Origin of the sequence: Streptomyces sp. NBC_00820 (assembly GCF_036347055.1) — a bacterium.
Classification (GTDB): Bacteria; Actinomycetota; Actinomycetes; order Streptomycetales; family Streptomycetaceae; genus Streptomyces.
In genome coordinates, this window is sequence record NZ_CP108882.1 from 906,669 (window position 1) to 930,455 (window position 23,787).

The 23,787-nt window shown below is 73.8% G+C and carries 20 protein-coding genes; 12 read left to right on the forward strand and 8 right to left on the reverse strand.

The window, feature by feature from the left end; all coding sequences use genetic code 11:
• The first annotated feature begins 239 nt into the window (after positions 1 to 239).
• On the forward strand, positions 240 to 1,205 hold the full coding sequence (locus tag OIB37_RS04245; protein ID WP_330456151.1) for an O-antigen ligase family protein: 966 nt from the start codon (positions 240 to 242) through the stop codon (positions 1,203 to 1,205).
• Between the two features lie 383 nt (positions 1,206 to 1,588).
• Here the strand turns inward: OIB37_RS04245 and OIB37_RS04250 are convergent, their stop codons facing one another.
• Together OIB37_RS04250 and OIB37_RS04255 are read right to left on the reverse strand one after the other, a co-directional pair.
• On the reverse strand, positions 1,589 to 2,134 hold the full coding sequence (locus OIB37_RS04250; RefSeq protein ID WP_330456152.1) for a hypothetical protein: 546 nt from the start codon (positions 2,132 to 2,134) through the stop codon (positions 1,589 to 1,591).
• 132 nt (positions 2,135 to 2,266) lie between these two features.
• Complete coding sequence (locus OIB37_RS04255) at positions 2,267 to 3,052, reverse strand: glutamate racemase (RefSeq protein ID WP_330456153.1); 786 nt, start codon at positions 3,050 to 3,052, stop codon at positions 2,267 to 2,269.
• Between the two features lie 57 nt (positions 3,053 to 3,109).
• On the opposite strand from OIB37_RS04255, the gene OIB37_RS04260 reads away from it, so the two are divergent.
• Positions 3,110 to 4,285 (forward strand): glycosyltransferase, encoded by a 1,176-nt coding sequence (locus tag OIB37_RS04260; RefSeq protein ID WP_330456154.1) that lies wholly within the window; start codon positions 3,110 to 3,112, stop codon positions 4,283 to 4,285.
• A gap of 33 nt (positions 4,286 to 4,318) precedes the next feature.
• Here OIB37_RS04260 and OIB37_RS04265 read toward each other — a convergent pair whose 3' ends face one another.
• Positions 4,319 to 5,692, reverse strand: a complete 1,374-nt coding sequence (locus tag OIB37_RS04265) for a TerD family protein (protein ID WP_330456155.1) — start codon at positions 5,690 to 5,692, stop codon at positions 4,319 to 4,321.
• Between the two features lie 295 nt (positions 5,693 to 5,987).
• On the opposite strand from OIB37_RS04265, the gene OIB37_RS04270 reads away from it, so the two are divergent.
• The 4 genes from OIB37_RS04270 (at position 5,988) to OIB37_RS04285 (ending at position 10,792) form a co-directional block, all read left to right on the forward strand.
• Positions 5,988 to 6,440 carry a DUF6643 family protein gene (locus tag OIB37_RS04270; RefSeq protein WP_330456156.1) on the forward strand — a complete coding sequence of 151 codons (453 nt, stop codon included), beginning with the start codon at positions 5,988 to 5,990 and terminating at the stop codon, positions 6,438 to 6,440.
• A gap of 39 nt (positions 6,441 to 6,479) precedes the next feature.
• Entirely contained in the window at positions 6,480 to 7,304 is an 825-nt protein-coding gene (locus OIB37_RS04275) for an MOSC domain-containing protein (RefSeq protein ID WP_330456157.1), read from the forward strand.
• A 210-nt stretch (positions 7,305 to 7,514) separates the two neighbouring features.
• Positions 7,515 to 8,120: an Rv1733c family protein gene (locus tag OIB37_RS04280; RefSeq protein WP_330456158.1), complete on the forward strand. Its 606-nt coding sequence runs from the start codon at positions 7,515 to 7,517 to the stop codon at positions 8,118 to 8,120.
• Positions 8,121 to 8,347: 227 nt separating this feature from the next.
• Positions 8,348 to 10,792, forward strand: a complete 2,445-nt coding sequence (locus OIB37_RS04285; protein WP_330456159.1) for a right-handed parallel beta-helix repeat-containing protein — start codon at positions 8,348 to 8,350, stop codon at positions 10,790 to 10,792.
• A gap of 120 nt (positions 10,793 to 10,912) precedes the next feature.
• Here OIB37_RS04285 and OIB37_RS04290 read toward each other — a convergent pair whose 3' ends face one another.
• Positions 10,913 to 13,285, reverse strand: a complete 2,373-nt coding sequence (locus OIB37_RS04290) for a hypothetical protein (RefSeq protein WP_330456160.1) — start codon at positions 13,283 to 13,285, stop codon at positions 10,913 to 10,915.
• 308 nt (positions 13,286 to 13,593) lie between these two features.
• Between OIB37_RS04290 and OIB37_RS04295 the strand changes: the two genes are divergently transcribed.
• A complete protein-coding gene (locus tag OIB37_RS04295; RefSeq protein WP_330456161.1) occupies positions 13,594 to 14,523 on the forward strand; it encodes a DeoR/GlpR family DNA-binding transcription regulator in 930 nt (309 codons plus the stop codon).
• 76 nt (positions 14,524 to 14,599) lie between these two features.
• On the opposite strand, the gene OIB37_RS04300 is transcribed toward OIB37_RS04295, so the two are convergent.
• Positions 14,600 to 15,724, reverse strand: coding sequence for a PLP-dependent cysteine synthase family protein (locus OIB37_RS04300; RefSeq protein WP_330456162.1), 1,125 nt, complete (start codon positions 15,722 to 15,724; stop codon positions 14,600 to 14,602).
• 474 nt (positions 15,725 to 16,198) lie between these two features.
• Here OIB37_RS04300 and OIB37_RS04305 point away from each other — a divergent pair, with 474 nt between their 5' ends.
• Positions 16,199 to 16,522: a hypothetical protein gene (locus OIB37_RS04305; protein ID WP_330456163.1), complete on the forward strand. Its 324-nt coding sequence runs from the start codon at positions 16,199 to 16,201 to the stop codon at positions 16,520 to 16,522.
• A 285-nt stretch (positions 16,523 to 16,807) separates the two neighbouring features.
• A complete protein-coding gene (locus OIB37_RS04310; protein WP_330456164.1) occupies positions 16,808 to 17,428 on the forward strand; it encodes an ATP-binding protein in 621 nt (206 codons plus the stop codon).
• Between the two features lie 288 nt (positions 17,429 to 17,716).
• On the opposite strand, the gene OIB37_RS04315 is transcribed toward OIB37_RS04310, so the two are convergent.
• From OIB37_RS04315 to OIB37_RS04325, 3 genes are read right to left on the reverse strand one after another with little or no spacing between them, the layout of a single operon-like run.
• On the reverse strand, positions 17,717 to 20,278 hold the full coding sequence (locus OIB37_RS04315; protein ID WP_330456165.1) for an ABC transporter permease: 2,562 nt from the start codon (positions 20,276 to 20,278) through the stop codon (positions 17,717 to 17,719).
• Entirely contained in the window at positions 20,275 to 21,024 is a 750-nt protein-coding gene (locus OIB37_RS04320; RefSeq protein ID WP_330456166.1) for an ABC transporter ATP-binding protein, read from the reverse strand. The genes OIB37_RS04315 and OIB37_RS04320 overlap by 4 nt, the downstream gene beginning before the upstream one ends.
• On the reverse strand, positions 21,021 to 21,311 hold the full coding sequence (locus tag OIB37_RS04325; protein ID WP_330456167.1) for an SHOCT domain-containing protein: 291 nt from the start codon (positions 21,309 to 21,311) through the stop codon (positions 21,021 to 21,023). Before OIB37_RS04325 ends, OIB37_RS04320 begins: the two co-directional genes overlap by 4 nt.
• 193 nt (positions 21,312 to 21,504) lie before the next feature.
• On the opposite strand from OIB37_RS04325, the gene OIB37_RS04330 reads away from it, so the two are divergent.
• From OIB37_RS04330 to OIB37_RS04340, 3 genes are all read left to right on the forward strand, one after another.
• Positions 21,505 to 22,080: a TetR/AcrR family transcriptional regulator gene (locus OIB37_RS04330; protein WP_330456168.1), complete on the forward strand. Its 576-nt coding sequence runs from the start codon at positions 21,505 to 21,507 to the stop codon at positions 22,078 to 22,080.
• 65 nt (positions 22,081 to 22,145) lie between these two features.
• Positions 22,146 to 22,736 carry a DUF4865 family protein gene (locus tag OIB37_RS04335; RefSeq protein WP_330456169.1) on the forward strand — a complete coding sequence of 197 codons (591 nt, stop codon included), beginning with the start codon at positions 22,146 to 22,148 and terminating at the stop codon, positions 22,734 to 22,736.
• Entirely contained in the window at positions 22,733 to 23,641 is a 909-nt protein-coding gene (locus tag OIB37_RS04340; RefSeq protein WP_330456170.1) for a phosphotriesterase family protein, read from the forward strand. Before OIB37_RS04335 ends, OIB37_RS04340 begins: the two co-directional genes overlap by 4 nt.
• Positions 23,642 to 23,787: the final 146 nt, after the last annotated feature.

Sequence of the window (23,787 nt, forward strand, 5' to 3'; positions counted from 1 at the left end):
CGCCCCCTGCCGGCACGCCGGGGAATCACGACGATCCGGCGCAACTCGTCCCCAAACCGGCCATCAGCCGTTACGGTGTGCCCAGCCTCAGCGGTGCGGCCGGTATCGGTGCGCGCGGTCGGGGCCTGCCACAGCCGGGGGACTGGGTACGAGGGGCGACAGTGATGTCGACGGGGATGAGAGCCGTGGCCGGCACGGACACGGACCACGCCAGACGAAACGTTTCTGACGGCACGGGCATGATCCTGCTGGGATTCTGCGCCGGCTGGTCGCTGATCACCGCCGCGGTCCACGACGGGCGGCCGGAGGGCGTGCTGCTCGCGGTGCTGGCCGCGACCGCCGGCTACGCGGCGGGCCGGATCTCCGGGGCGCTGCTCCCCGTGGTCGCGCCGTGCGTCGGCGCGTCGGCCGGGCTCGCGCTGGCCGTGCTGATGCCCGATCTCGCGCCGGGCTCCCGGTACACCGCCCCGCTGGGGCAGGCCGGTGCCGTCGCCGCGCTGCTGGCGCTGTCCACCGGCGCGGCGTGCTGCGCCTCCTGGGCCACACCCGTGCCGGCGCTGCGGCTGGGCCTGCGGGCGCTCGCCGCCGGGATCACGCTGACCGGGGCCGCCATCGGATCGGCCGAAGGGTGCACAGCGGGCGCGGCCGTACTGCTCTGCTCGCTCGCCGCGGGCTCGATGGCCCACCGGGGCGTCGGCATCACGGGGCTGGCGCTGGTGGCCGCCGCGGCGGCCGGAACGGTGTGGGCGGTCGCCGCGGGCGCCCTGCCCGGCGGTCTCGCCCAAGCGCTGACCGGCCGGTTCGACGCGCACCGGGTCCAGCTGTGGCAGGACGCCCTGCGGCTGGCCCACCGGGCTCCGGGCCTCGGCGTCGGGCCGGGCCGCTTCGGCGAGCTGAGCGGCAGCGCGCCGGGGGTGCTGCCGGACGGCAAACCGCATTCGGCGCCGCTGCAGCAGCTGGCCGAGCAGGGCCTGGTGGGGGTGCTCCTGCTGATGGCCGTGTTCTGCTGGGTGCTCCACGCCCTGTGGCGCAGCCCGCGCTCGACCCCCGTCGCCCTGAGCGCGGGTGCCGCGCTGACGGCACTGACCGTGATCGCCTCGGCGGGCAACGCGCTCAGTTTCACCACCGTGACGGCGGGCGCGGGCCTGCTGGCCGGCTGGGCGACGGCGCGCCCGTGGGCCGGCGAGGAGACGCTGTCCGCTTGAGGGGCGGAAGAGGCATTCCGAGGAGCGGCGGGGGCGGCCGGGCAGATCCGGAAGGGCGGCCACGCAGACCACGCAAGGGCCACCGGTGACCGGCCGACGCTCAGCGGAAGCGGCCCGCCGACGCCCGGAGGAGCGGTGGCGGGGCCACCGGCCGCCAGGCCGGGGCCGGAAGCGGACTGGTCCCGCGGCCCTCCCGGTACTGCAGTCGAGTGAACGGCCGGACCCGCCGAGGAGTCGGTCGGTCGTCCTGCCAGGCGCGGCAGCCGGGGAACCGCCCGGCGGGCGCGGCCACCAGTGCCGTCAGCGCCGGTCCGCGGCAACGCCCGCGAAGTGACCGCCGCGGAACCGACCGGACAGGGCGGGGCGGCGTCAGGGGGGAACCGTCAGTGTGCCGTGCCGGGGGCGATCGTCTGCAGTCTGGCCCTGATCACGCGGACCGCCGACTCGGCGTTGTCCACGGTGATCGTGAAGGTGTGGCCGTCCCACAGGCTCAGCACGATGCCCTCGCCCCGGCGTACGACGACCGCGGTGCCCTTCTCGGGACGCCAGCGGTAGCCCCAGCCGCCCCAGTTGCGCGGGGTGACATGGGGGGTGAAGTCGGCGCCCACGACGTCGGAGAGCGGGATACGGCGGCGGGGCACGCCGATGTGGCCGCAGCGCACCTCGAGGGAGTCCTCGTCGAGCTTGAGGTCGACGTGCACGAAGGCGAGCGTGCCGAAGAGGACCAGCAGGCCGGCCGCGATGCAGCCCACGACGGACATCACGAGCGGGACGATGCCGGAGGTCCAGGCCGACTGCACGGCCAGCTGGATGCCCAGCGCCATGCAGGCCGCGCCGACGAGCGCCAGCAGCCACTGCGCGCGGTTGGTGGCGCGACCCGTCCAGACGTCGGGGTGCGGAGCGTCCTCGACGTCGCGGTGGTCCCTCATGTCTACGAGGTTACTCAGGTTTCGCTGAGCGGCTACCTGCTCGCGGAGGGTGACCGGTGCGGAAGGGCACCGTGAAGGACGCCGGGACGGACGCTGTGAAGCGCGCCGTGAGGGGCGTCGTGCGGGAGCGGGTCAGCGGGCGGCCCTGACGGCCTGCAGCAGCCGGCCCTCCGGGTAGGACAGGGCGGTCCCGGGCAGTTCCGCCTCGCGTCCGCTCAGCAGCACGGTGAGACCGGTCTCGGCCTCGGCCTGCGGGGTGGGCTCCGCGCCGATCCGGCGCAGCGCCTGGGCGGCGACGGCCCCGGCGGAACCGTGCAGCATGAGCGGCGGCATGCCGGGCTTCTGGACGGCCGCCCGGATGCGCTCGGCGACCAGTTCGTAGTTGGTGCAGCCCATGACGACGGTCGTCACGTCGTCGGGGGTGCGCGCGGCCGCGGCGGCGACGGCGGCGTCGACGGCCGCCTCGTCCGCGTGGTGCACCGCGTCGGCCAGCCCCGGGCAGGGCACCTCGGTGACGGTCACACCGTCGGCGAAGCGCTCGATCAGACCGCGCTGGTATGCGCTGCCGGTGGTGGCGGGAGTCGCCCAGATCGCCACGTGTCCGCCGCCCGCGGCGGCCGGCTTGATCGCCGGAACCGTGCCGATGATCGGCAGCTCCGGTTCGAAACGGGCGCGCATCTGCGGCAGGGAGTGCACGGAGGCGGTGTTGCAGGCGACGATCAGGACGTCGGGCCGGTGTGCGGCGGCGGCCTCGGCCACGGCGATGGCGCGCCGCGTGATGTCCTCCGGAGTGCGCGGCCCCCAGGGCATCCCGTCCGGGTCCCAGGAGAGGACGAGCTCCGCGTCGGGCCGCAGTCGACGTACCGCGGCGGCGGCGGGGAGGAGGCCGATTCCGGAGTCCATGAGCGCGATCTTCACCCGGCCACGATAGTCGATCGTCCCGTGCGGGCCGGTCCGGTGGGGCAGACTGCGCCTGTGAGCGCCCTTGTGTGGACGGCCGTCGCCTCATTCGTCGCCTGGTGCTGGCTGCTGCTGTGCCAGGGCTTCTTCTGGCGCACGGACGTCCGGCTGCCGCCCCGCCGGGAACCGGACGCCTGGCCGTCGGTCTGCGTGGTCGTCCCGGCCCGTGACGAGGCCGCCGTACTGCCCGCGAGCCTCCCCTCACTGCTGGCCCAGGACTATCCCGGGCGGGCGGAGGTCTTCCTGGTGGACGACGGGAGCACCGACGGCACCGGGGAGCTGGCCCGGGAGCTGTCCGCGCGGCATGGCGGGCTGCCGCTCACGGTGGACTCCCCCGGGGAGCCGCCGGCGGGCTGGACGGGCAAGCTGTGGGCGGTGCGGCACGGCATCGGGCTGGCACGCGCGCGTGAGCCCGAGTACCTGCTCCTGACGGACGCGGACATCGCGCATGAGCCGGACAGCCTGCGCGCGCTGGTGGCGGCGGCGCGGACCGGCGGTTTCGACGTCGTGTCGCAGATGGCGCGGCTGCGGGTGGAGAGCCTGTGGGAGCGGCTGGTGGTCCCGGCGTTCGTCTACTTCTTCGCGCAGCTGTACCCGTTCCGGTGGATCGGCCGGCGGGGCTCGCGCACCGCGGCGGCGGCGGGCGGCTGTGTGCTGCTGCACGCGGACGCGGCCGAGCGGGCGCGGATCCCGGACGCCATCCGGCATGCCGTCATCGACGACGTGGCGCTCGCGCGCGCGGTGAAGGGCGGCGGGGGCCACATCTGGCTGGGGCTGGCCGAGCGGGTGGACAGCGTGCGCCCGTACCCGCGGCTGCACGACCTGTGGCGGATGGTCTCGCGCAGCGCGTACGCGCAGCTGCGGCACAACCCGCTGCTGCTCCTCGGCACGGTCGCCGGGCTCGCCCTGGTGTATCTGGTGCCGCCCGTGGCCGTGGTCACCGGGGCCGTCACGGGCAGCGTGGGGACAGCGGCCGTCGGCGCGGCGGCATGGGCGGTGATGACGGCGACGTACGTACCCATGCTGCGGTACTACCGGCAGCCGATGTGGCCGGCCCCTCTGCTGCCGTTCACCGCGTTCCTCTACCTGCTGATGACGGTCGACTCCGCCGTACAGCACTACCGGGGCAGGGGCGCGGCGTGGAAGGGGCGCACGTACGCGCGTCCGGACGCGGTGCCCGACAAGGGCTGACACGGTCCCCCGGCCGCGGACCCCGGTTCCGGGTCACTTGCGGCCGGGCGTCCAGTTCATGCCCCACCCGTAGGCGCGGTCCATGGTCCGCTGCGGGCTCACCCCGCGCTCCGGGACCAGGTACCGCACCTCGCGCTGGACGACGAGGTCGCCGCCCGTGTTGGTGAGCAGCGCGAGCGCGCAGACCGTGGAGGGCACCGTGCACTCGTCCAGCGAGAAGTCGATCGCGGCCCCGTGCTGCGGCTGGAGGGTGACCGTGGCGTGCAGGTCGGCGAAGGACGTGGCGCCTTCGTAGATGGTGACGAAGACCAGGATGCGCCGGAAGTCCCGTGTGCGGTCGAGGTTCACGGTGAGGTTCTCGCCGTTCGCCGCGGCGCCGGTGCGGTCGTCGCCGTCCAGGTGGATGTACGGCGGCCGGTCCAGGGACCCGAAGGCGTTGCCGAGAGCCTGTACGACGCCTTTGCGGCCGTCGCTGAGTTCGTACAGGGCGCACAGGTCGAGGTCGAGGTTGCCCTGCCGGGCGCCCCCGCGGCCGCCCCGGCTGTGGAACCGCCCGCGCACCTGCCAGTTGAGGTTGACCCGCAGGGCGCCGGAGGTGCCGCCCTGTTTGGCCAGCGAGACCGCGGGAGCCGCCTTGGTGAGCGTGACCTTGGTGAGGCGGACCGGCGGCGAGGGCAGGGGGGCGGGGGTCGCGCCCGGGGGCGGTGGCGGCAACGGGGTTGACCGGGTGGCCGGGGGCGGCGTCGGTGTGGCGGCCGTGGGCGGCATCGCGGGCGCGGGTGCGGGTGCCGACGGCGGCACCGCGGACTGCGACGGCGGCACGGCGGCAGGGGCCGGCGGTATGGCGGGGGGCGGCGGTGCGGGGGCGGGCGACGGGGAGGTGTGCTGCGGTTCGTCGACGGTGATGCCGAAGTCCGTGGCCAGGCCCTCGAGTCCGCTGCTGTAGCCCTGGCCGACGGCGCGGAACTTCCAGCCGCCCTGCCGTCGGTAGAACTCGCCGAGCACGAAGGCGGTCTCCACACTCGCGCCCGGGCTGTCGAAGCGGGCGACGACGTCCCCCGTGCCGGTGTCGGTCACCTCGACGGAGAGGCCCGGCACCTGCCCGAACGTGCCGCCGTCCGCGGAGGCCGCGACGACGATCCGCTCGATCTCGCCCTCCACGCGCGCGAGGTCCACGAGAAGGGTGTCGGTGACGCGGTCACCGGCGGTCCGCTTGCCCTCGTGACGCACCGCGCCCGAGAGATGCGCGGGCTGGTTGTAGAACACGAAGTCCGCGTCGGAGCGGACTCTTCCCGCCGCCAGCAACAACGTCGAGGCGTCCGCGTCGGGCACGCCGGGTCCGGTGTTCCAGCCCAATTCGACGCGCAGTGCCGTCGTCGGCACCGGCGCGTTCGATCCCTTCGGCATTGACATGTCCACCCCCATAAATGATCGACATCCCGGAGGCCCCGGCCGCTCCGGGTCACCCCTGCCCGTTCAAGGTATTCCCGCCCGCGGGGCACGCCCACGACCAGCGCGGAAAGATCGCCGGCCAACCGCCGGTAACCCCCTCGGAACTTGGCCTTTACACGATCCAAACATCGAATGGCGTCCTTTTTTGCCAAGTTCGCTCGGATTGGGGATCCCAGATCACGGCCGACACGGAAAACAACCCTCTTATCGGTCTCCCCAACCAGCACATCGTGGGCTTAACTTATGTGCCATGACCTCCCCCCGCTCCACCTATGGCGGCGGCTACTACTCCGCCTCCTTCCCGGACACCCCGATCTATGACTCGCTCGTGGCCGAGCGGGGCACCCCGCAGATCGCCCCGATCCGGGTCCCCTCCGCCTACGACGCGGGAAGCAACCTGCCCGCGCTCCCGTCGGCGCTGCCCGCCCTCCCGGCGGCCCCGTCCCCGCAGGCTCCCGCGTACGGCTACCCCGGACAGCAGGCGCAGCAGCCCGCGCCGATGCACCAGGCACCCACCGCGTACATCCCGCAGCAGGCCGGCGCGCCGCGCGGCTACCCCGGACCGCAGGCCCCGCAGCCGCCGCGTCCGATGACGCAGGGCGGTGGCACCGGCGGTTACGACGCGATGCGCCCGGCCGCCCCACGGCCGCCGCAGCCGTCCTACCCGGACCAGTACAACAACCAGCAGTACCGGGGCTACTGACCGCGTCCCCGGCGCCCTGTCACCTGGCAAGGTGGTCCCATGGGGAACGCGACACTGAGGTCGATGCACGTCCATCCGGTCAAGGCGTTCCGGGGCCTGTCGCCCCAGGAAGCCGTGGTGGAGCCCTGGGGGCTGGCCGGAGACCGGCGCTGGGCACTCGTAGACGACGGGGGAAAGGTCGTCACACAGCGCGAACAGCCGCGCCTCGCACTGGCCGCCGCCGAGCTTCTGCCCGGCGGCGGCATCGTGCTGTCGGCGCCCGGTCAGGTGCCGCTCACGGTGCCCGTCCCGGAACCGGAACGGACGCTGGCCATCGACATCTTCGGCACCAAGGTGGAGGCGGTCCCGGCCTCCGACGCCGCTCATGACTGGTGCACCGCGTATCTGGGAGCCGAGGTCCGGCTGGTCCACCTCGACGATCCGGCGACCCGCCGCCCGGTCGACCCCCCTTACGCGCTTCCCGGCGAGACGGTCAGCCTGGCCGACGGCTACCCGCTCCTGGTCACCACGCTCGCCTCCCTCGACGCACTGAACTCCCTGCTGGCGGAGGGCGACCACGCCGACGAGGGCCCGCTGCCCATGAACCGCTTCCGGCCGAACGCGGTCGTGGCGGGCACCGAGGCCTGGGCCGAGGACCACTGGTCGCGGATCTCCGTCGGCGAGGTGGAGTTCCGGGTCGCCAGGCCCTGCGGGCGCTGCGTCGTGACCACCACCGACCAGGGCACCGCCGTACGCGGCCGTGAGCCCCTGCGCACACTGGCACGCCACCGCAACCGCGCCGGACAGCTGGTCTTCGGCCAGAACCTCGTGCCGCTCACGCCCGGCACGATCCGGGTGGGCGACCCCGTGCGCGTGCTTGGGTGACGAAGCCGCTCCGGCGCGCCCCACATCGCACTCGACGGCTCGGTGCCGATGTGTCTCAACTCGACGGGAACCGGGGGCGGGTCCCCGTCGTTGGGCTGATGAGAAATCCGTGAGACGTGGCAATCCGACGTGACGTCGCTCTCTCTTCGCGGGACCGGAGGGTGAGCGGCGGCGACGGCGGCTATCACGGAGCCGAAGGGGGTGGGGAACGTGCGGGCACTGAACGGTCTGTGGCGCTGGCGGCGCAATCCACTGTGCCGGGCCACCGACCTGGCCGAGGCATGGGTGGCCCTCGCGGCACTGTTGTTGATCGCGGTGGCCGCTCCGATGAGCGGACTCCTGACCGGTACGGCCGCGCAGGAGTCCCTGCAGCGGTCGGCGGGGGCGCAGCAGCACTCCCGCCATCTCGTCTCGGCCACCGTCGTACGCCGGCTGGGCGGCGCCACGCCGGAAGTCGAATCCGACATCGGCGTCGCGCGCGAGGCCCGCAGCCGGGTCCTGGCCGACTGGGCCGCGCCGGACGGCACCCGGCGGCGCGGGTCGACCCTCACGGACCTCCGGTCCCCGCGTCACGGCGACCACTTCAGCCTCTGGACGGATCCGCACGGCCGAATAACGACCCGCCCCCTGGACGCGGAAACGGCGACGACACACGCGGTGCTCGCCGGGATCGGGGCCGCCCTGGCCGTCGCGGGGCTGGTCGAGAGCGGCCGCCGCCTGGTCGTCTGGCACATGGTCCGGCGCCGGTACGCGCGTTGGGACAGGGCATGGGACCGGGCGGGTCCGGACTGGGGCAAGGCGGGCACGGGCTGCTGACCGCGTTCCGTCTCTGGTCAACCCACCGTACGCGGGCACGCTACGGTGGACCGGCCGACTCGCATTCGGCATCGACCCGCGCGCGAGCGAGCCGAAAGGGCGCGCCGGTGTCCGGCACGCGAACAGGCGTCGGCCCAGGGCCGAGCGCGGTCGCGGCACCGGAACCGGCCACGGCGCCCCGCAGGTGAGCGAGCACGAGTACCACGAGGTGGGGGCACAGCAACGCCATGGCACAGGGCACCGTCCAGGTGACGCACACCGGTACATCGCGGTGGCGGCGCCGCACAGGTGAGTACGCCTCGCTCGCCGCCGCCCTGGAGGCCGCCGCCGAGGGTGACGTCCTCACCGTCGCCCCCGGCACCTACCGGGAGAACCTGGTCATCCAGCGGGCGGTGACGCTGCGTGGACCCGAGGGATCGTCGGGCTCGGTGCGGATCGCGCCCTCGGACGGCGTGCCGTTGACGGTGCGGGCCTCGGCGGTGGTGCAGGGCCTGCACCTGGAGGGCCAGGACTCCGCGTCACCCGCGCTGCTGGTGGAGGACGGCACACCCGAACTGACGGACGTACGGATCGTGGCACGCTCCGCCGCCGGCATCGAGGTGCGGGGCGCGGCGGCCCGGCCGACCGTGCGCCGCTGCACGGTCGACAACCCGGCCGGCATCGGCATCGCCGTACTCGACGGCGGCAGCGGGGTGTTCGAGGAGTGCGAGATCGTCGCGGCCGGGCAGGCGGGAGTGGCGGTCCGCGGCGGCGGCCACCCGCGCCTGGAACGCTGCCGGGTGCACCACGCCTCCGGCACCGGACTGAGCGCGACCGGTGAGAACTCCGCGCTGGAGGCGATCGGTTGCGAGGTGTACGAGGTGCGGGGCTCGGGGGTGCAGGTGACCCAGCGGGCCTCGGCGCATCTCACCGACTGCGATGTGCACCGCACTTCGGCCGACGGGGTCACGCTCGACACGGACGCGGTGCTCACGCTCGCCGACTGCCGGATCCACGACATCCCGGAGAACGCGATCGACCTGCGGTCGCGTTCGGTGCTGACGCTGACCCGGACGACGGTGCGTCAGTTCGGGCGCAACGGTCTGTCCGTGTGGGACCCGGGCACCCGTGTGGACGCCAACCAGTGCGAGATCTTCGACAGCACCGGTGACTATCCGGCGGTGTGGGTGAGCGACGGCGCCACGGCCGTGCTCGACTCGTGCCGGGTGCACGACGTACCGGACGCGCTGTTCGTGCTCGACCGCGGCTCGCGCGTGGACGTCGTCGACAGCGACCTGTCCCAGGTGCGCAACACGGCCGTGTCGGTGAGCGACGGGGCGACCGCGCAGCTCGACGACTGCCGGATCCGCGAGGCGGCGACGGGTGCCTGGTTCCGCGACCACGGCAGCGGTGGCACGCTCAGCAACTGCACCCTGGACGGTACCCAGACCGGCGTGATCGTCACCAAGGGCGCCGACCCGACCATCGAGCGCTGCACGGTCGGTTCGCCGGCCGAGGCGGGTTTCTACGTGTCCGCCGGCGGCCGGGGCAGCTTCCTGAACTGCCGGGTCGGCGGCAGTGGCGGCTACGGCTTCCATGTGCTCGACGGCTGCCGTACGACGCTTCGCAAGTGCCGTACGGAACGGTGTGCGCGCGGCGGGTTCGAGTTCGCCGACGCGGGGCCGGACGCGGGTTCGGGATCGGGTCCGGTGGTGGAGGACTGCACCAGCGACGAGAGCGGCGGCTTGCGGCCGCCGGCATCGCACGAGACCGCCGTGCAGACGGCGTCCCCCTCCAGCGGCGGGCTGCTCGGTGCCATTCCCGGGCAGCGCGGCACGGAGCCGGAGCCGCCCGCCGCCCAGGCCGAGCCGGAGCAGCCGGCCCGGACGTCGAAGGCCGTGCTCGGTGAACTCGACGCGCTGGTCGGGCTGGAGAGCGTCAAGCGCGAGGTGCGGGCGCTGACCGACATGATCGAGGTGGGCCGGCGCCGGCAGCGGGCGGGTCTGAAGGCGGCCTCGGTGAAGCGGCACCTGGTCTTCACCGGTTCCCCGGGCACCGGCAAGACGACCGTCGCCCGGCTGTACGGGGAGATCCTCGCCTCCCTCGGGGTGCTGGAGAAGGGGCACCTGGTCGAGGTGTCCCGGGTCGACCTGGTGGGCGAGCACATCGGTTCGACGGCGATCCGCACCCAGGAGGCCTTCCAACGGGCGCGGGGCGGTGTGCTGTTCATCGACGAGGCGTACGCGCTGTCGCCGGAGGACGCTGGGCGGGACTTCGGCAAGGAGGCCATCGACACGCTGGTGAAGCTGATGGAGGACCAGCGGGACGCGGTGGTGGTGATCGTCGCGGGCTATACGGCGGAGATGGAACGCTTCCTGACCGTCAACCCCGGGGTGGCCTCCCGCTTCTCACGGACGATCACCTTCGGTGACTACAGCCCGCAGGAGCTGCTCAGGATCGTGGAGCAGCAGGCGGATGAGCACGAGTACCGGCTGGCGCCGGGCGCCTCGGAGGCGCTGGTGAAGTACCTCACCGCGATCCCGAAGGGCCCCGCGTTCGGCAACGGGCGCACGGCGCGGCAGACGTTCGAGGCGATGGTGGAGCGTCACGCGAGCCGCGTCGCCCAGCTCGACGACCCCAGCACCGACGACCTCACCCTGCTGTTCGACGAGGACCTTCCTGATCTTCCCTGACGTCGCCCGCGGCTGTCCTGACCCCACCGGGTGACCGCCCGGCGGCCGGCCCGCCGGCCCCTTCGCCTCCTGACCCTCCTGAGCGTGCGCGGTCGGGTGAGCTGCGTCGAGCGGGCGGCGTCAGGCGGCCGGGGGTGTCGGGTCGGGGCGCGGCCCCGGTACCTCCGGGTTGAGCCGGGCCAGGAGACGGGCGCGTTCGCGGGCGAAGACGGGGTCGGCCTGGTAGTCGGAGTGACCGAGGATCGGTGCCGGGAGCGGGTGTTCGGCCGTGCGGCCGTAGGCGAGGGGGTCGCGCAGCGGCTCGTGGTCGACGTCCGCGGCCGTGCCGGACGGGATGCGGACAGGGCCGCCTATGGGATCCGTGTGCCGGTAGAGGTTGCGCCAGCAGCCGACGTCGCGGTGCAGGGCGGCGAGCGCGGACGGACCGAAGTGGGCGGGGAACCAGCGGCCGTACAGCCGCTCCAGCGGTGAGCCGTACGTCAGCAGGGCGACCCGTTCGCGGACGGCGGGCGTGAGCTGCCAGGCCGCGGCGGCCGCGAGGACGCTGCCCTGGGAGTGGCCGGACAGGACCAGCCGGCCGCCGGTGCGCTCGGTCCAGGTCGCCATCCGCCAGGTCAGGTCCGGCACCGCGCGCTCGGCGTAGCAGGGCGGCGCGAAGGGGTGGGCGGCCCGCGGCCAGAACGTGCCGATGTCCCACAGGATGCCGATGGTGCGCCGCGCGGAGGCGTTCTTGTAGGCGCGCCGCCCCAGGGTGACGAACAGCAGGAAGCCGACACCGGCCAGCCAGGAGCCGAGGTTCTGTGAGGTCTCGGCCACCGCCCGGACGAAGCCGTACGTCCGGCCGGCCGCGCCTTCGGGGGACTCGCCGGTCGCCAGGGCGCCGGCCAGCGCGCCCGCGCCCAGCAGCAGGGTGGTGACGAAGAGTACGGCTACGACGAGGGGCGCGCGGTCGGTGAGGGTGGCCATGGCGCGGGCCTGGGCGATGCCGCGGGTGCGGGAGGGGTCCTCGGGCTCACCGGGGTGCTCGTGGCGCACGCGTTCGCGCTCCGCGCGGGCGAGGCGGGCGGTGCGCCGGGCCAGCACGGCGACGAGGGCGAGCAGTACGACGAGGAGCGGCGGGATCACGGAGGCCTGCCAGGTGAGCAGCACGGGCGGGCCGGCGATGGAGGCGCGGGTGCCGTCCAGCCAGTCGCCGACGCGCTGGGCGACGCCGCCGGAGATGACGCCGCCCAGCGCGCAGGCGAGCAGCGCGACCGCCGGTCCGCCGAGGCCGCGCATACCGGCGCGCGGGTCGGGGTGGCGCCGGTACAGGTCGTGGGCGACGGCGGCGAGGGCCACGGCGAGCAGTCCCTGGGCCAGCATGAGGGCGCCGAAGGCCGGGTCGCCGGGCAGCCGTCCGGTGGAGTGCCAGCCGGGCCGGGACCAGCCGGCGTACAGCACGGCGAGGAGCAACAGGCCCAGCGCGCCGAGCGGAAGACGGCGTTCGAGCCGCCGGTCGAGCGCGCCGTCGAGGCGCTCCTCGCTGCGGCCGCGGCGGCAGACCACCGCCACCACGGCGGCCGCCCAGCCGAGCAGGGCCACGCCGAGGAGTCTGCCGAGGACGTCCAGGGCGACGGGACCGCCCGCGTGGTGGTCGAGGACGGCCGCCGGTGTCGTGACGGCGGCCGCGACGGTCAGCAGTCCCGCGGCGGTGTGGGCCGCGCGCAGCCTGGCCACGAGCCGTCGCCCGTACCAGAAGCCGGGCCGGGCCAGGGCGCTGCCCTCGTCTCCCGGCTCGGGAGCGCGGGCCATCGGCCGGTGCGACTCGTACTCCCGCCAGGTGCGCCGGGAGAGGTACCAGAGCAGGCCGGTGAGCACGGTGGGGGCCACTGCGGCGAGCGCGAGCCGACGGCCGGGCAGGCTCCACCAGCCGTCGCCGGAGGCGGCGGGCGAGAGGAAGGAGAGCCAGGAGTGCCGGCCGGCGCAGGCGGCGACGCCCGCGCACTGCCAGGCCACCAGGTCCAGGGCGACCTCGCAGGCTGCGGCCACGAGCAGCACGGTCAGGGTGAGCGCGGCCAGGCGGACGAGGAGGCCGTACAGCCGGACCGTGCGGGTGCGCCCGTGCGCGGCGGGGCGCATCCAGTGGGCGAGGTTCACCACCATGAAGGGCAGCAGCAACAGCCACAGGGCGCGGGTGCCGTCGCCGGAGGTGAGGTTGCACCAGACGTACGCCTCGGGCACGGGACCGTCGTGGTGCTCTCCCCCGGGCTCGGCGCCGCGGGCGGGAACGGCGCCCGGGGTGCCGCCGCTGTCCTCGGCGTCGTGGGCGCGCCGGAAGACGGCCGCGGTGTCGTCGCCGGTGATCCGGACGGTGCGCGGGTCGCCGAGCATCTTCTCCGGTGTGTTGCCGCCCACTCCGTGCACCAGCAGTTCCAGGCCGCGCTCCGCCTGCGCGGACCGTGCCGCGACGTCGTGCGTTCTCGGCTTGGCGGTGCGTTCCTGCGCGCGTTCCACTGTCTCGCACTTCCCCCGTGACACGTCTGAGGACCTGAGTCCGTGCGCGCAACAGGATTGCCGGTGCGGGGGCCGCGTACACCTCCCGTCACGGAATCTCCCCGATACGTGTGACGAGGGCCCCGAGGGGTGCTCCCCGCCAGGGGCCCGAAATGGCATGCGTGCGTCGTGACAGCCGGTGGCGCGCCCGGTGGGGGCCCGTGAAAGGATGGGACGCCCGCGCAGCTCCGGACAGCTGGAACGTCCAGGTCGGAGCCGGCGTGCCGGGCGTTGTCGGACAGGTTTGCGGCGAAAGGACCGGAGCGTACGTGAGCGAGAATCAGAACCTCCTCGCGGAGCAGCGCCGCGCCCTGATCGTCGACGAGGTCCGGCGCCGGGGTGGCGTCCGGGTCAACGAACTGACCCGCAAGCTCGGCGTGTCCGACATGACCGTGCGCCGCGATCTGGACGCGCTCGCCCGGCAGGGTGTGCTGGAGAAGGTGCACGGCGGCGCGGTGCCGGTGCTGGAGGCGAGCACGCACGAGCCGGGCTTCGAGGCCAAGTCGGGTATGGAGCTGAGCGCCAAGGAGGACATCGCGCGTGCCGCCGCGCGACTGGTCCGGCCGGGTACGGCGATCGCGCTGTCCGGCGGTACGACGACGTACGCGCTCGCGCAGCACCTGCTGGAGGTGCCCGACCTGACCGTGGTGACGAACTCGGTGCGGGTCGCGGACGTCTTCCACGCGGCGCAGCGCACCTCGGGGCAGCGGCAGGGCGCGGCCACGGTGGTGCTGACCGGCGGGGTGCGCACCCCGTCCGACTCGCTGGTGGGCCCGGTGGCCGACCAGGCGATCGCCGCGCTCCACTTCGACCTGCTCTTCCTCGGTGTGCACGGCATATCGCCGGAGGCCGGCCTGTCCACGCCGAACCTCGCGGAGGCGGAGACCAACCGGCGGCTGGTGCAGTCCGCGCGCCGGGTCGTGGTCGTCGCCGACCACACCAAGTGGGGGACCGTGGGTCTGAGTTCGTTCGCCACCCTGGAGCAGGTCGACACCCTGGTCACCGACGCGGGTCTGCCCGTCGAGGCGCGCGAGGAGATCTCCGAGCACCTGCGGCGGCTCGTGGTGGCGGGCGAGCCTTACGACACCGAGTACACCCGGGAGGCCGGGGACACCCCGGAGACCGGGGACGCCCAGGAGACCGGGGACGCCCAGGACGCCGGGGACGCCGGAGACGCCGGAGACGCCGGGGACCTCTGACGGAACGTCGGCCGACCGCGCGCCGGTCGGATTCCGGTCGGCACGGGCGCACGCGCCGACCGGCCGGCCGGGGCGCTCAGTCCGGCCACACGCCCGTCGCCAGCAGGGAGTCGATCGCCGCCGCGTACGGGGTGATGTCCAGGCCCTGTTCCTCCAGCCAGCTGTCGGAGTAGTACTTGTCGAGGTAGCGGTCGCCCGGGTCGCACAGCAGGGCGACGACGCTGCCTGTGCGGCCCTCGGCCACCATCTCGGAGACGATCTTCAGCGCGCTCCACAGACCCGTGCCCGTCGAGCCGCCCGCCTTGCGGCCGATGGCCCGCTCCAGGGCTCGTACGGCGGCCACGCTGGCCGCGTCCGGGACCTTCATCATGCGGTCGATCGCGCCCGGCACGAAGCTCGGCTCCATACGGGGCCGGCCGATCCCCTCGATCCGGGAGCCGCAGTCGCAGGTGACGTCCGGGTCGCCGGTGGTCCAGCCCTCGAAGAAGCAGGAGTTCTCCGGGTCGGCGACACAGACGCGGGTGTCGTACTGCATGTAGTGGACGTAGCGGGCGAGGGTCGCCGAGGTACCGCCGGTACCGGCCGTGGCGACGATCCATGCGGGCTCCGGGAACCGCTCCAACTCCAGTTGGCGGAAGATGGATTCGGCGATGTTGTTGTTGCCGCGCCAGTCGGTGGCGCGCTCGGCGTAGGTGAACTGGTCCATGAAGTGGCCGCCGGTCTCCCCCGCGAGACGGGCGGACTCCTCGTACATCTTCCGCGGGTCGTCCACGAAGTGACACCGACCGCCGTGGAACTCGATGAGCCGGCACTTCTCCGCGCTCGTGGTGCGCGGCATGACCGCGATGAAGGGCACCCCGATGAGCTTGGCGAAATACGCCTCGGAGACGGCCGTCGAGCCGCTGGACGCCTCGATCACCGGGCGGTCCGGCCGGATCCAGCCGTTGCAGAGGCCGTAGAGGAAGAGGGAACGCGCGAGCCGGTGCTTGAGGCTGCCTGTCGGGTGGGTCGACTCGTCCTTCAGATACAGGTCGATGCCCCATTCCTCGGGCAGCGGGAAGCGCAGGAGGTGTGTGTCCGCGGAGCGGTTCGCGTCGGCCTGGACCTTGCGGACGGCTTCTTTCAGCCAGTCACGGTAGACCGCGTCGGTGCGGTCGACGTCGAGGGTGGCGCCGGTCCGGGTCTGCGGGGTGGTGCTCACGGCAGGGCTCCTTACGCTGGGCGCCGACACGTCGGGCATCGACGGCGCCTCAGCCTCGCACGGCCGGCACCTCGATCATAGACACCTTGCGCACCGCTCCCCACCTGCATAAACGCATCTTTGGGCCAACCAAAGGCAGGCTGGGGCACACGCGTGCGAGAGCACGTCGGGCGCACGGCTCAACTACGTCGGGCGCCCGTCGCGCGCCCCTTCTGCGCACTGGCGCTCCGGGCCGTACCGGGGCAGACTGCACCGGTCGGGACGATCGTCCCGACCGGGGACGCACCCCCTGCCCGGCTCCGCGAACGGTGCTGTGAAACGGCTCTGCGAACGGTTCTGCCGAGCGGCTCCGCGAAGCGGTTCCGGGCGAGGGCCACGGAGCGCACGAGCACGGGTGCGGCCTCGGAGGGGTACGGCCACACAGGGGTGCGGGGCCGGAATCCGGCGAGTTACGCGCACGAGGGGGCGGCGAGGATGGCGGAGCCTGAGTTCACGGCCACTGGGGTGCGGATCGGCAAGGGGCTGCGCTCGCTCACCCGGGCCGGGCGGGTCCGGATCAGCGGCGGTCGGCTGCAGTTGCTCACCAGCTACGGCAGGGAGATCGACAGCGCGCCGGTCCAGGCGGTGCGCGCGTCCAGGCCCTGGTTCGCCCCGGGGGACCGGGCGCGGGCCGACCTCAACGGCCATCGGTATCAGCTGACCCTCGGCGAGGAGGACCCCGCTCCGGGTGAGCCGGGGCCGCCGGCGGCCCGGCGGTTCATCGACGCGGTGCGCCGGGCGGCCGGACACGGCGGCTGACCTGCGTTCCGTCGCGGCGAGTTGCGGTAGCGCACCCCCTGCGTCACTCTGGTCTCACGTCACTCAGGGTTTACCGGCGGTTACGCTGCGAACCAGCCCGCCGGGCACGACAGCAGGCGGCCTTTTCGACGCAAGCACCCTGCTGGATCCGTCGTTCTCCGTCTCCGCGTTCCACGTGTACTCCGAGTTCTCCGTATCGCCGAGTTCTCCGTATTCCGTGTTTCGTGTTCCGTGTTCTCCGTGTTCTCCGGATCCTCCGGACCTCTACATCGGGGAGTCGCAGCCGTGATCAGTCACCCAAGCAGGCACTGCACGGTGGAGCTCCAAGCCCTGCCGTCGCGGATCGGCCAGGTCCGCAGAATCGTATCTGCGCAGTTGCGCTACTGGCATCTGGACCCGTTGATAGACCGCGCCGCGCTCGGTGTGACCGAGCTGCTGAGCAACGTCCACCGGCACGCCCGGCCCGACAAGTCGTGCACCGTCGAACTGGAACTGCTGCCCGACCGGCTCACCGTCTCGGTGCGCGACCACGATCCACGGCTTCCGGTGGTGGCCGACACGGCGCAGACGCCGGACGTCGCGCCGCTGGCCACCTGCGGCCGGGGCCTGGCGATGGTGGCCGCGGTGAGCGAGAGCTGGGGCGCGCGTCCGGACGGCGACAACGGCAAGGTCGTGTGGTTCACGCTGCCCGCGCCCTCCGCGGCGCTCGGGCAGCCGGCCCGCTCGCCCGGCCGCAGACCCGAGCCGCCGCCCACGCCCCGGCTCACCGAGGTGGAGCGAACGCAGCCTGTCGGCGCGCCTGTTCAGGAACCCTCGGTCGTCCACGTCTCGTCCGTCGTCCACGCCCCGGTCACGGCGCCCGCCGTGACGGCATCCGCTCCCGCCCGGTCGGCCGTTCCCGGCTGACCGGGCGGTGACCTCTTTCCGGCACGCGCACACGCGCGGCCCGGAGCAGGGGGATGCGGGCGACGGGTCGCGATGACCCGTCGCCCGCATCTTCCACGCCTGTGATGCGGGGCGGCATCGGCCGCACGGGGGGGGTGCGTCGTACGACGGCACAGCCGCCCACCTCACGTGTCCCGCGACCCCGCCTCGCGCGTCCGGAGGCCCCCGGCCTCACGCCAGGTCGAGTGGCCGGTGCCGGTGCCGACGCAGGACGGGTACACCGCGGCCTCCTCCGTCACCGCCGGAGTGTCACTCGGTCGCGATCGCCCGCAGCACGTTCAGGCGGGCCGCCCGGCGGGCCGGGCGCAGGCCCGCGAGGGCACCCGCCGTGAGGCCGACCAAGGCCACCACGGCGAGCCGGGCCGGCGGGAGCGCGAAGGCGAACGCGGTGTCGCCGTCGCCGTCGGAGGCCTTGACCAGGACCCAGCCGAGGAAGGCCCCGAGGGCGAGGCCGCCGGCCGTGCCGAAGGCGGCGACCAGGACGGACTCCCAGCGGACCATGGCCCGCAGTTGGGCGCGGGTCTGGCCGACGGCCCGGAGCAGACCGAGTTCGCGGGTGCGTTCGTGCACGGCGAGGGTGATCGTGTTGGCGATGCCGAGCAGGGCGATGACCACCGCGAGGGCGAGCAGCGCGTAGACGAGGGTGAGCATCATGTCGATCCCGGCGGCCGAGGACCGCGCGTACTCGTCGCGGGTCTGCACTTCGGGGTTGCCGTACCGGGCGGCCGTCCCGCGCACCGCACCCTTGCCGGCGTCGGCGCTCACCCCGCGTGCGAGGGTGACGGCGATCAGCGTGTCGGCGTCCTGGGTGCGGTGGGGCCGCCAGGCGGCGCGGGTGATGACGTAGTCGCCGGCGAGCGCGGAGTGGTCGTAGACGGCGCGCACGGTGAAGTTCTCCGTCTGTCCGTCGGTGAACGTGAGGCGTACCGTGCCGCCGGGGCTCAGGCCCTGCCGGTCGGCCTCGGCGCGGGTCAGCGCGATGCCGTCGCCGCCGAGGTCGCGCAGGGACCCGGTGACCGTGCCCAGGTCGAGGACGCGGGCGAGCGCGACCGGATCGGTGACCGTCAACGCCCTTCCCTTGCCGTCGACTTCGGCGACGCCGCGACCGAGGCCGACGGCGGTGTCCACCTCGGGCAGCCGCTGCAGGGCGGGGGCGAGCCGGGGGCTGAGTCCGCTGCCGCCCGCCCCGAAGGAGGGCGCGCTGACGGCGATGTCACCCGCGAAGGAACGCGACACCGTCCCGTCCATGGTGGCCTTCAGGGAAGCACCGAACACGGTGAACAGCGAGACGACGGCCACGCCGATCATCAGGGCGCTCGCGGTGGCGGCCGTACGCCCGGGGCTGCGCAGGGCGTTGCGCCGCGCGAGGGTCCCGGTGACCCCGCGCAGCCGGTCCAGGGGGCCGCTGAGGAGGCGTACGGCCGCAGTGGCGACGACCGGGCCGAGGACCACGAACGAGACCAGTGCGAGGAGGGCGCCGAGTCCGGCGAGCCATACGGACGGTGTGACGAGAACGCCGGTGAAGGCCGCCGCCAGGGCCATGGCGCCGAGGAAGGCACCCACGACGGCCCGCGTGCGGGAGGCGCCGGAGGAGTCGACGGCCGTCTCGCGCAGCGCGGCCAGCGGTGCGGTGCGCCCGGCCCGGACGGCGGGCAACAGCGCGGAGCCCAGACAGGCCACGAGGCCCACGGCGAGCGGCAGGACCATGGCGAGCGCCTTGATCACCAGGTCACCTTCGGGGAAGGGGAATCCGATCGCCGGGAACAGGGCCTGGAGCCCGGCGGCGATGCCGACGCCGCCCGCGAGTCCGGCCAGGGAGGCGCTGACGGCGACGGCGCAGGCTTCGGCGAGGGCGGAGGCGGTCACTTGGCGGCGCGAGGCGCCCAGGGCGCGCAACAGGGCGTTCTCACGGGCGCGTTGGGCGACCACGATCGCGAACGTGTTGTGGATGGAGAAGGTGGCGACGAGCAGGGCGACGCCGGAGAACACGAGGAGGAAGGTGGTGAAGAGGTTCAGGAACTGGCTGGAGATCATGTCGGTGTTCTCCTGCGCCGCGCGCTGGCCGGTGATGGCCTCGACTCCCTTGGGCAGTACGGGAGTCAGCCGGCGCACCAGGTCCCGCTGGCTGAGTCCCGGGGCGGCGCGCACCTGGATGCCCGCCGCCCGGCCGGGCCGCGCGGTGAGGTGCTTCTCGGCGTCGGCCCGGGTCATGCCGGTGAAGGTCACCTGACCCATGCCGTCCTGGCCGCCGAAGGTGGCGAGGCCGACGATGGTCACCCGGACCGGGTCGGGAGTGCGCAGGACGGTGGTGTCGCCGATCCTCAGCCCGCCCTTCTTCGCGGCGCCGCGGTTCACCACGACCTCGCCGGAGCGGGCGGGGGCACGCCCCTCGGCGAGCCGGTAGGGGTTGAGCTTCGCGTCGGGGATCCAGTTGCCGGCGAGGGTCGGCGGCCCCTGCCCGCCGACGGGCCTGCCGTCCGCGCCGACGAGCTGGCCGGCCCCCTGGATGTCCGGTGCCGCGGCGGCCACGCCCGGGACCCGCTCGACGGCGGTCACCAGCAAGGTCTCCACGGGGCTCCGGACGCCCTGCGCGTTGCCCGGCGTGGTGATGACGTCGGCGCCGCGCACGACGGCGTCCGTGCCGCCGGCCGCCTCGCCGAACATGGTGTCGAAGCTCGCGCGCAGCGTGTCGCCCATGACCAGGGTGCCGGCCAGGAAGGCGACGCCGAGGAACACGGCGAGGAAGGTGCCGGCGAAGCGACGCCGGTGCGTGCGCAGGGAGTTGAGACTGAGCCTGAGGGAGGCGTTCACGTCCGCACCTCGAAGGCCTTCATGCGGTCCAGGACCTTGTCGGCGGTCGGGGAGGACATCCGGTCGACCAGCCGCCCGTCGGCGAGGAAGAGGACCTCGTCGGCGTGGGCGGCGGCGACCGGGTCATGGGTGACCATGACGACCGTACGGTCCGTCTCGCGCACGGCGCGACCGAGGAGGCCGAGGACCTCCTCGCCGGAGCGGGAGTCGAGGTTCCCGGTCGGTTCGTCGGCGAAGACGACGTCCGGGCTGCCCGCGAACGCCCGTGCCACGGCGACGCGTTGCTGCTGGCCGCCGGAGAGTTCGAAGGGCCGGTGGTGCAGCCGGTCACGCAGCCCGACGATGTCCACGAGCGTGTCGATCCATTCCCGGTCGCCGCGCCTGCCGGCCAGGTCCAGGGGCAGCGTGATGTTCTCCTCGACGGTCAGCGTCGGCACCAGGTTGAACGCCTGGAAGACGAAGCCGACCCGGTCGCGGCGCAGCAGGGTCAGCCGGCGGTCGTCGAGCGCGCCCAGTTCGGTGTCCCCGATCCAGGCCGCGCCGGAGGTGAGCGTGTCGAGGCCGGCGGCGCAGTGCATGAGGGTGGACTTGCCCGAGCCCGAGGGGCCCATGATCGCGGTGAAGCGTCCGGCGGGGAAGTCCACGTCCACGCCATCGAGGGCGCGTACGGCGGTGTCGCCCGCGCCGTACAGCTTCACGGCGCCCACGACGCGGGCCGCCGTACGCCGTGCGGTCGTCGTGGTCATGCCGCACCGCCCTTGCCGGCGCGGCCGAACTGCTCCTCCAGGACGGACAGGCGGCGCCAGTACTCGTCCTCCTCGATCTCGCCCGCGGCGAACCGGCGGCCGAGGACCGCGAGCGGGGAGTCGGCCGCCGGGCGGTCGCTCTCCAGGGCCCGCCACGGGCCGCCGCGGCCACGCCGGGCGGTACGGCGCAGCAGGGTGACGACGCCGATCACGGCGGCCGCCCAGATCAGCGGGAGGAAGAGGATCCATGGGCCGGGTCCGCCGTCCCAGTCGGCCAGGGTCTGCATCTCGGTTCATCTCCGTGGTGGGTGGGGTGGTCCTGTGACGTTCCGAGACTCCCCCGGCAGAGGGGTCCGGGTCGTCGTGCGGCCGGCGGCAGTGCGCGTACCTCCCCGGGAGTACGGCGGCGGAGCACGGCTGCTCCCGCTGGGTGCCGTGGCGCGGTAGCGCGCTGTACCTACTGGTATGTACAGTGCCCGTATGAGCACCCCGGAGCGACTGATCGAATCCACGCGCGAGCTGCTGTGGGAGCGCGGCTACGTCGGCACGAGCCCCAAGGCGATCCTGGAGCGCGCCGGCGCCGGCCAGGGCAGCATGTACCACCACTTCAAGGGCAAGCCGGATCTCGCCCTGGCGGCAATCCGGCGGACCGCGCAGGAGTTGCGGGCCACCGCGGAGGCGGTCCTGGACGGGCCGGGGACGCCGTACGAGCGCATCGAGGCGTATCTGCTGCGCGAGCGCGACGTGTTGCGCGGCTGCCCCGTGGGCCGGCTGACCATGGACCCGGACGTGATCGCCAGCGACGAGCTGCGCGCGCCCGTGGACGAGACGATCGCATGCATCCGTGAGCGGATCGCCGCGATCGTCGAAGAGGGCAAGCGGGACGGGCAGTTCGCGCCCGGGCTGGACGGCAAGGAGATCGGCGCGGCCGTCCTCGCGACCGTGCAGGGCGGCTATGTGCTGGCCCGCGCCTCCGGCTCCCCCGCCGCCTTCGACGCGGGCGTCCGCGGCCTGCTGTCCCTGCTCGCGCCCCGGACCACCGCACAAGGCGACTGAGCGCCGACCCACGTCCGCCCCGGCCCGCCGGTTCGGGCGCGACCGTCCAGAGAAAGGACCGAACGATGCACGCCATGCAGTACGAGGTGACCCTCCCCGCCGACTACGACCCGGACGTCATCCGCGCCCGGGTCGCCCGGCTGGGGCATCTGCTCGACGGCTGGGACGGCCTCGGGTTCAAGGCCTACCTGCTGCGCGAACGCGGCGTCCACGGCTCGCCGGTCAACCAGTACGCCCCCTTCTACCTGTGGAACACCGTCGAGGGCATGAACCGCTTCCTCTGGGGCGGTGCCTTCCAGGGGATCGTGGACGACTTCGGCCGTCCCGCCGTACGGCAGTGGACCGGCCTCGCCTATGCGGAGGGCACCCCCGGCGCGGCAGCAGCCTCCGCCGCGTTCGCGGTGCGACGGCGGCAACCGGTGCCGGACGGAGCCGAGTTGACCACGCTCATGGAGGAGGCGGCCGGCGAGGTGCGGCGGCTGGCCGGTGAGGACGGTGCCGTGCTCGCGGCGGCGGCCGTGGATCCGCACCGCTGGGAGCTGGTGCACTTCTCCCTCTGGGAGCACGACGCGCCCAAGGCCGAGGGAGACGTCTTCCAGGTGCTGCACCTGTCCGCGCCCGGCCGGGACCGTCTCCCCCGCGGCAGGCAGTGGTGAGCGAGGTCCGTACCGTGCTCGGGGACATCCGCCCCGAGGAACTGGGCGCCTGTGACGCGCACGACCATCTGTTCCTGCGCAGCCCTCGGCTGCCCGGCCAGGAACTCGACGACGTCCCCGCCGCACGGGCCGAACTCGCGGCGTTCCGCGCGGCGGGCGGATCCGCCGTCGTGCAGTGGACGCCGTACGGCATGGGGCGGCGGGCCGCCGACCTGCCGGGGCTGTCCCGCGCCACGGGCGTCCGGATCGTCTGCGCGACGGGCCTGCATCAAGCCGCGCACTACGGGCCGGAGTTGCTCGACGGTCTGCGGGGCGGCCTGGCCGAGGTGTTCGTATCCGAGCTGACCGAGGGGATCGGCACGTCGGGGGTGCGGGCCGGTCTGATCAAGGTGGCGGGCGGCTTCCACGGCCTGGACGCCCATGCCCGCTGGACGATGGCCGCCGCGGCCGAGGCGCACCATGCCACGGGGGCACCGATCGCCGTCCATCTGGAGCTGGGCACCGGGGCACTCGACGTACTCGACCTGCTGTGCGGTGAGTTGGGCGTGCCCGGACATCGGGTGATCCTCGGGCATCTCAACCGCTCCCCCGATCCGGTGACGCACCGGCAGGCCGCCGAGTCGGGGTGCTGGCTGGCCTTCGACGGGCCTTCCCTGGCGCATCACGCCACCGACTGGCGCATGCCGGAGGCGGTACTCGCCCTGGTGGAGGGCGGGTACGGGGACCGGGTACTGCTCGGCGGGGACACGGTCGTCGCCGGGGCGCGGTCGGTGAACGGCGGCCCCGGGATGCCCTACCTGCTGCGCCGGGTGCGGCCGCGATTGGCTGCGGCGGTGGGCGCGGAACTGGTGGACCGCATCCTCACGGAGCATCCGGGGCGGGCGTTCGCGGTCGACTGGGCGTGACGGTTCGGTGGGGCGCTACGTGACGGCGCCACGGGCCGAAGGATGGAGGGATGGAGTCGGAACACCCCCGCCACCGATCCGGGGAGGCGAGACGGTCATGGCACTGGTGATGTGCGATCGCTGCGAGCGCTGTGGGACGGTCGCGT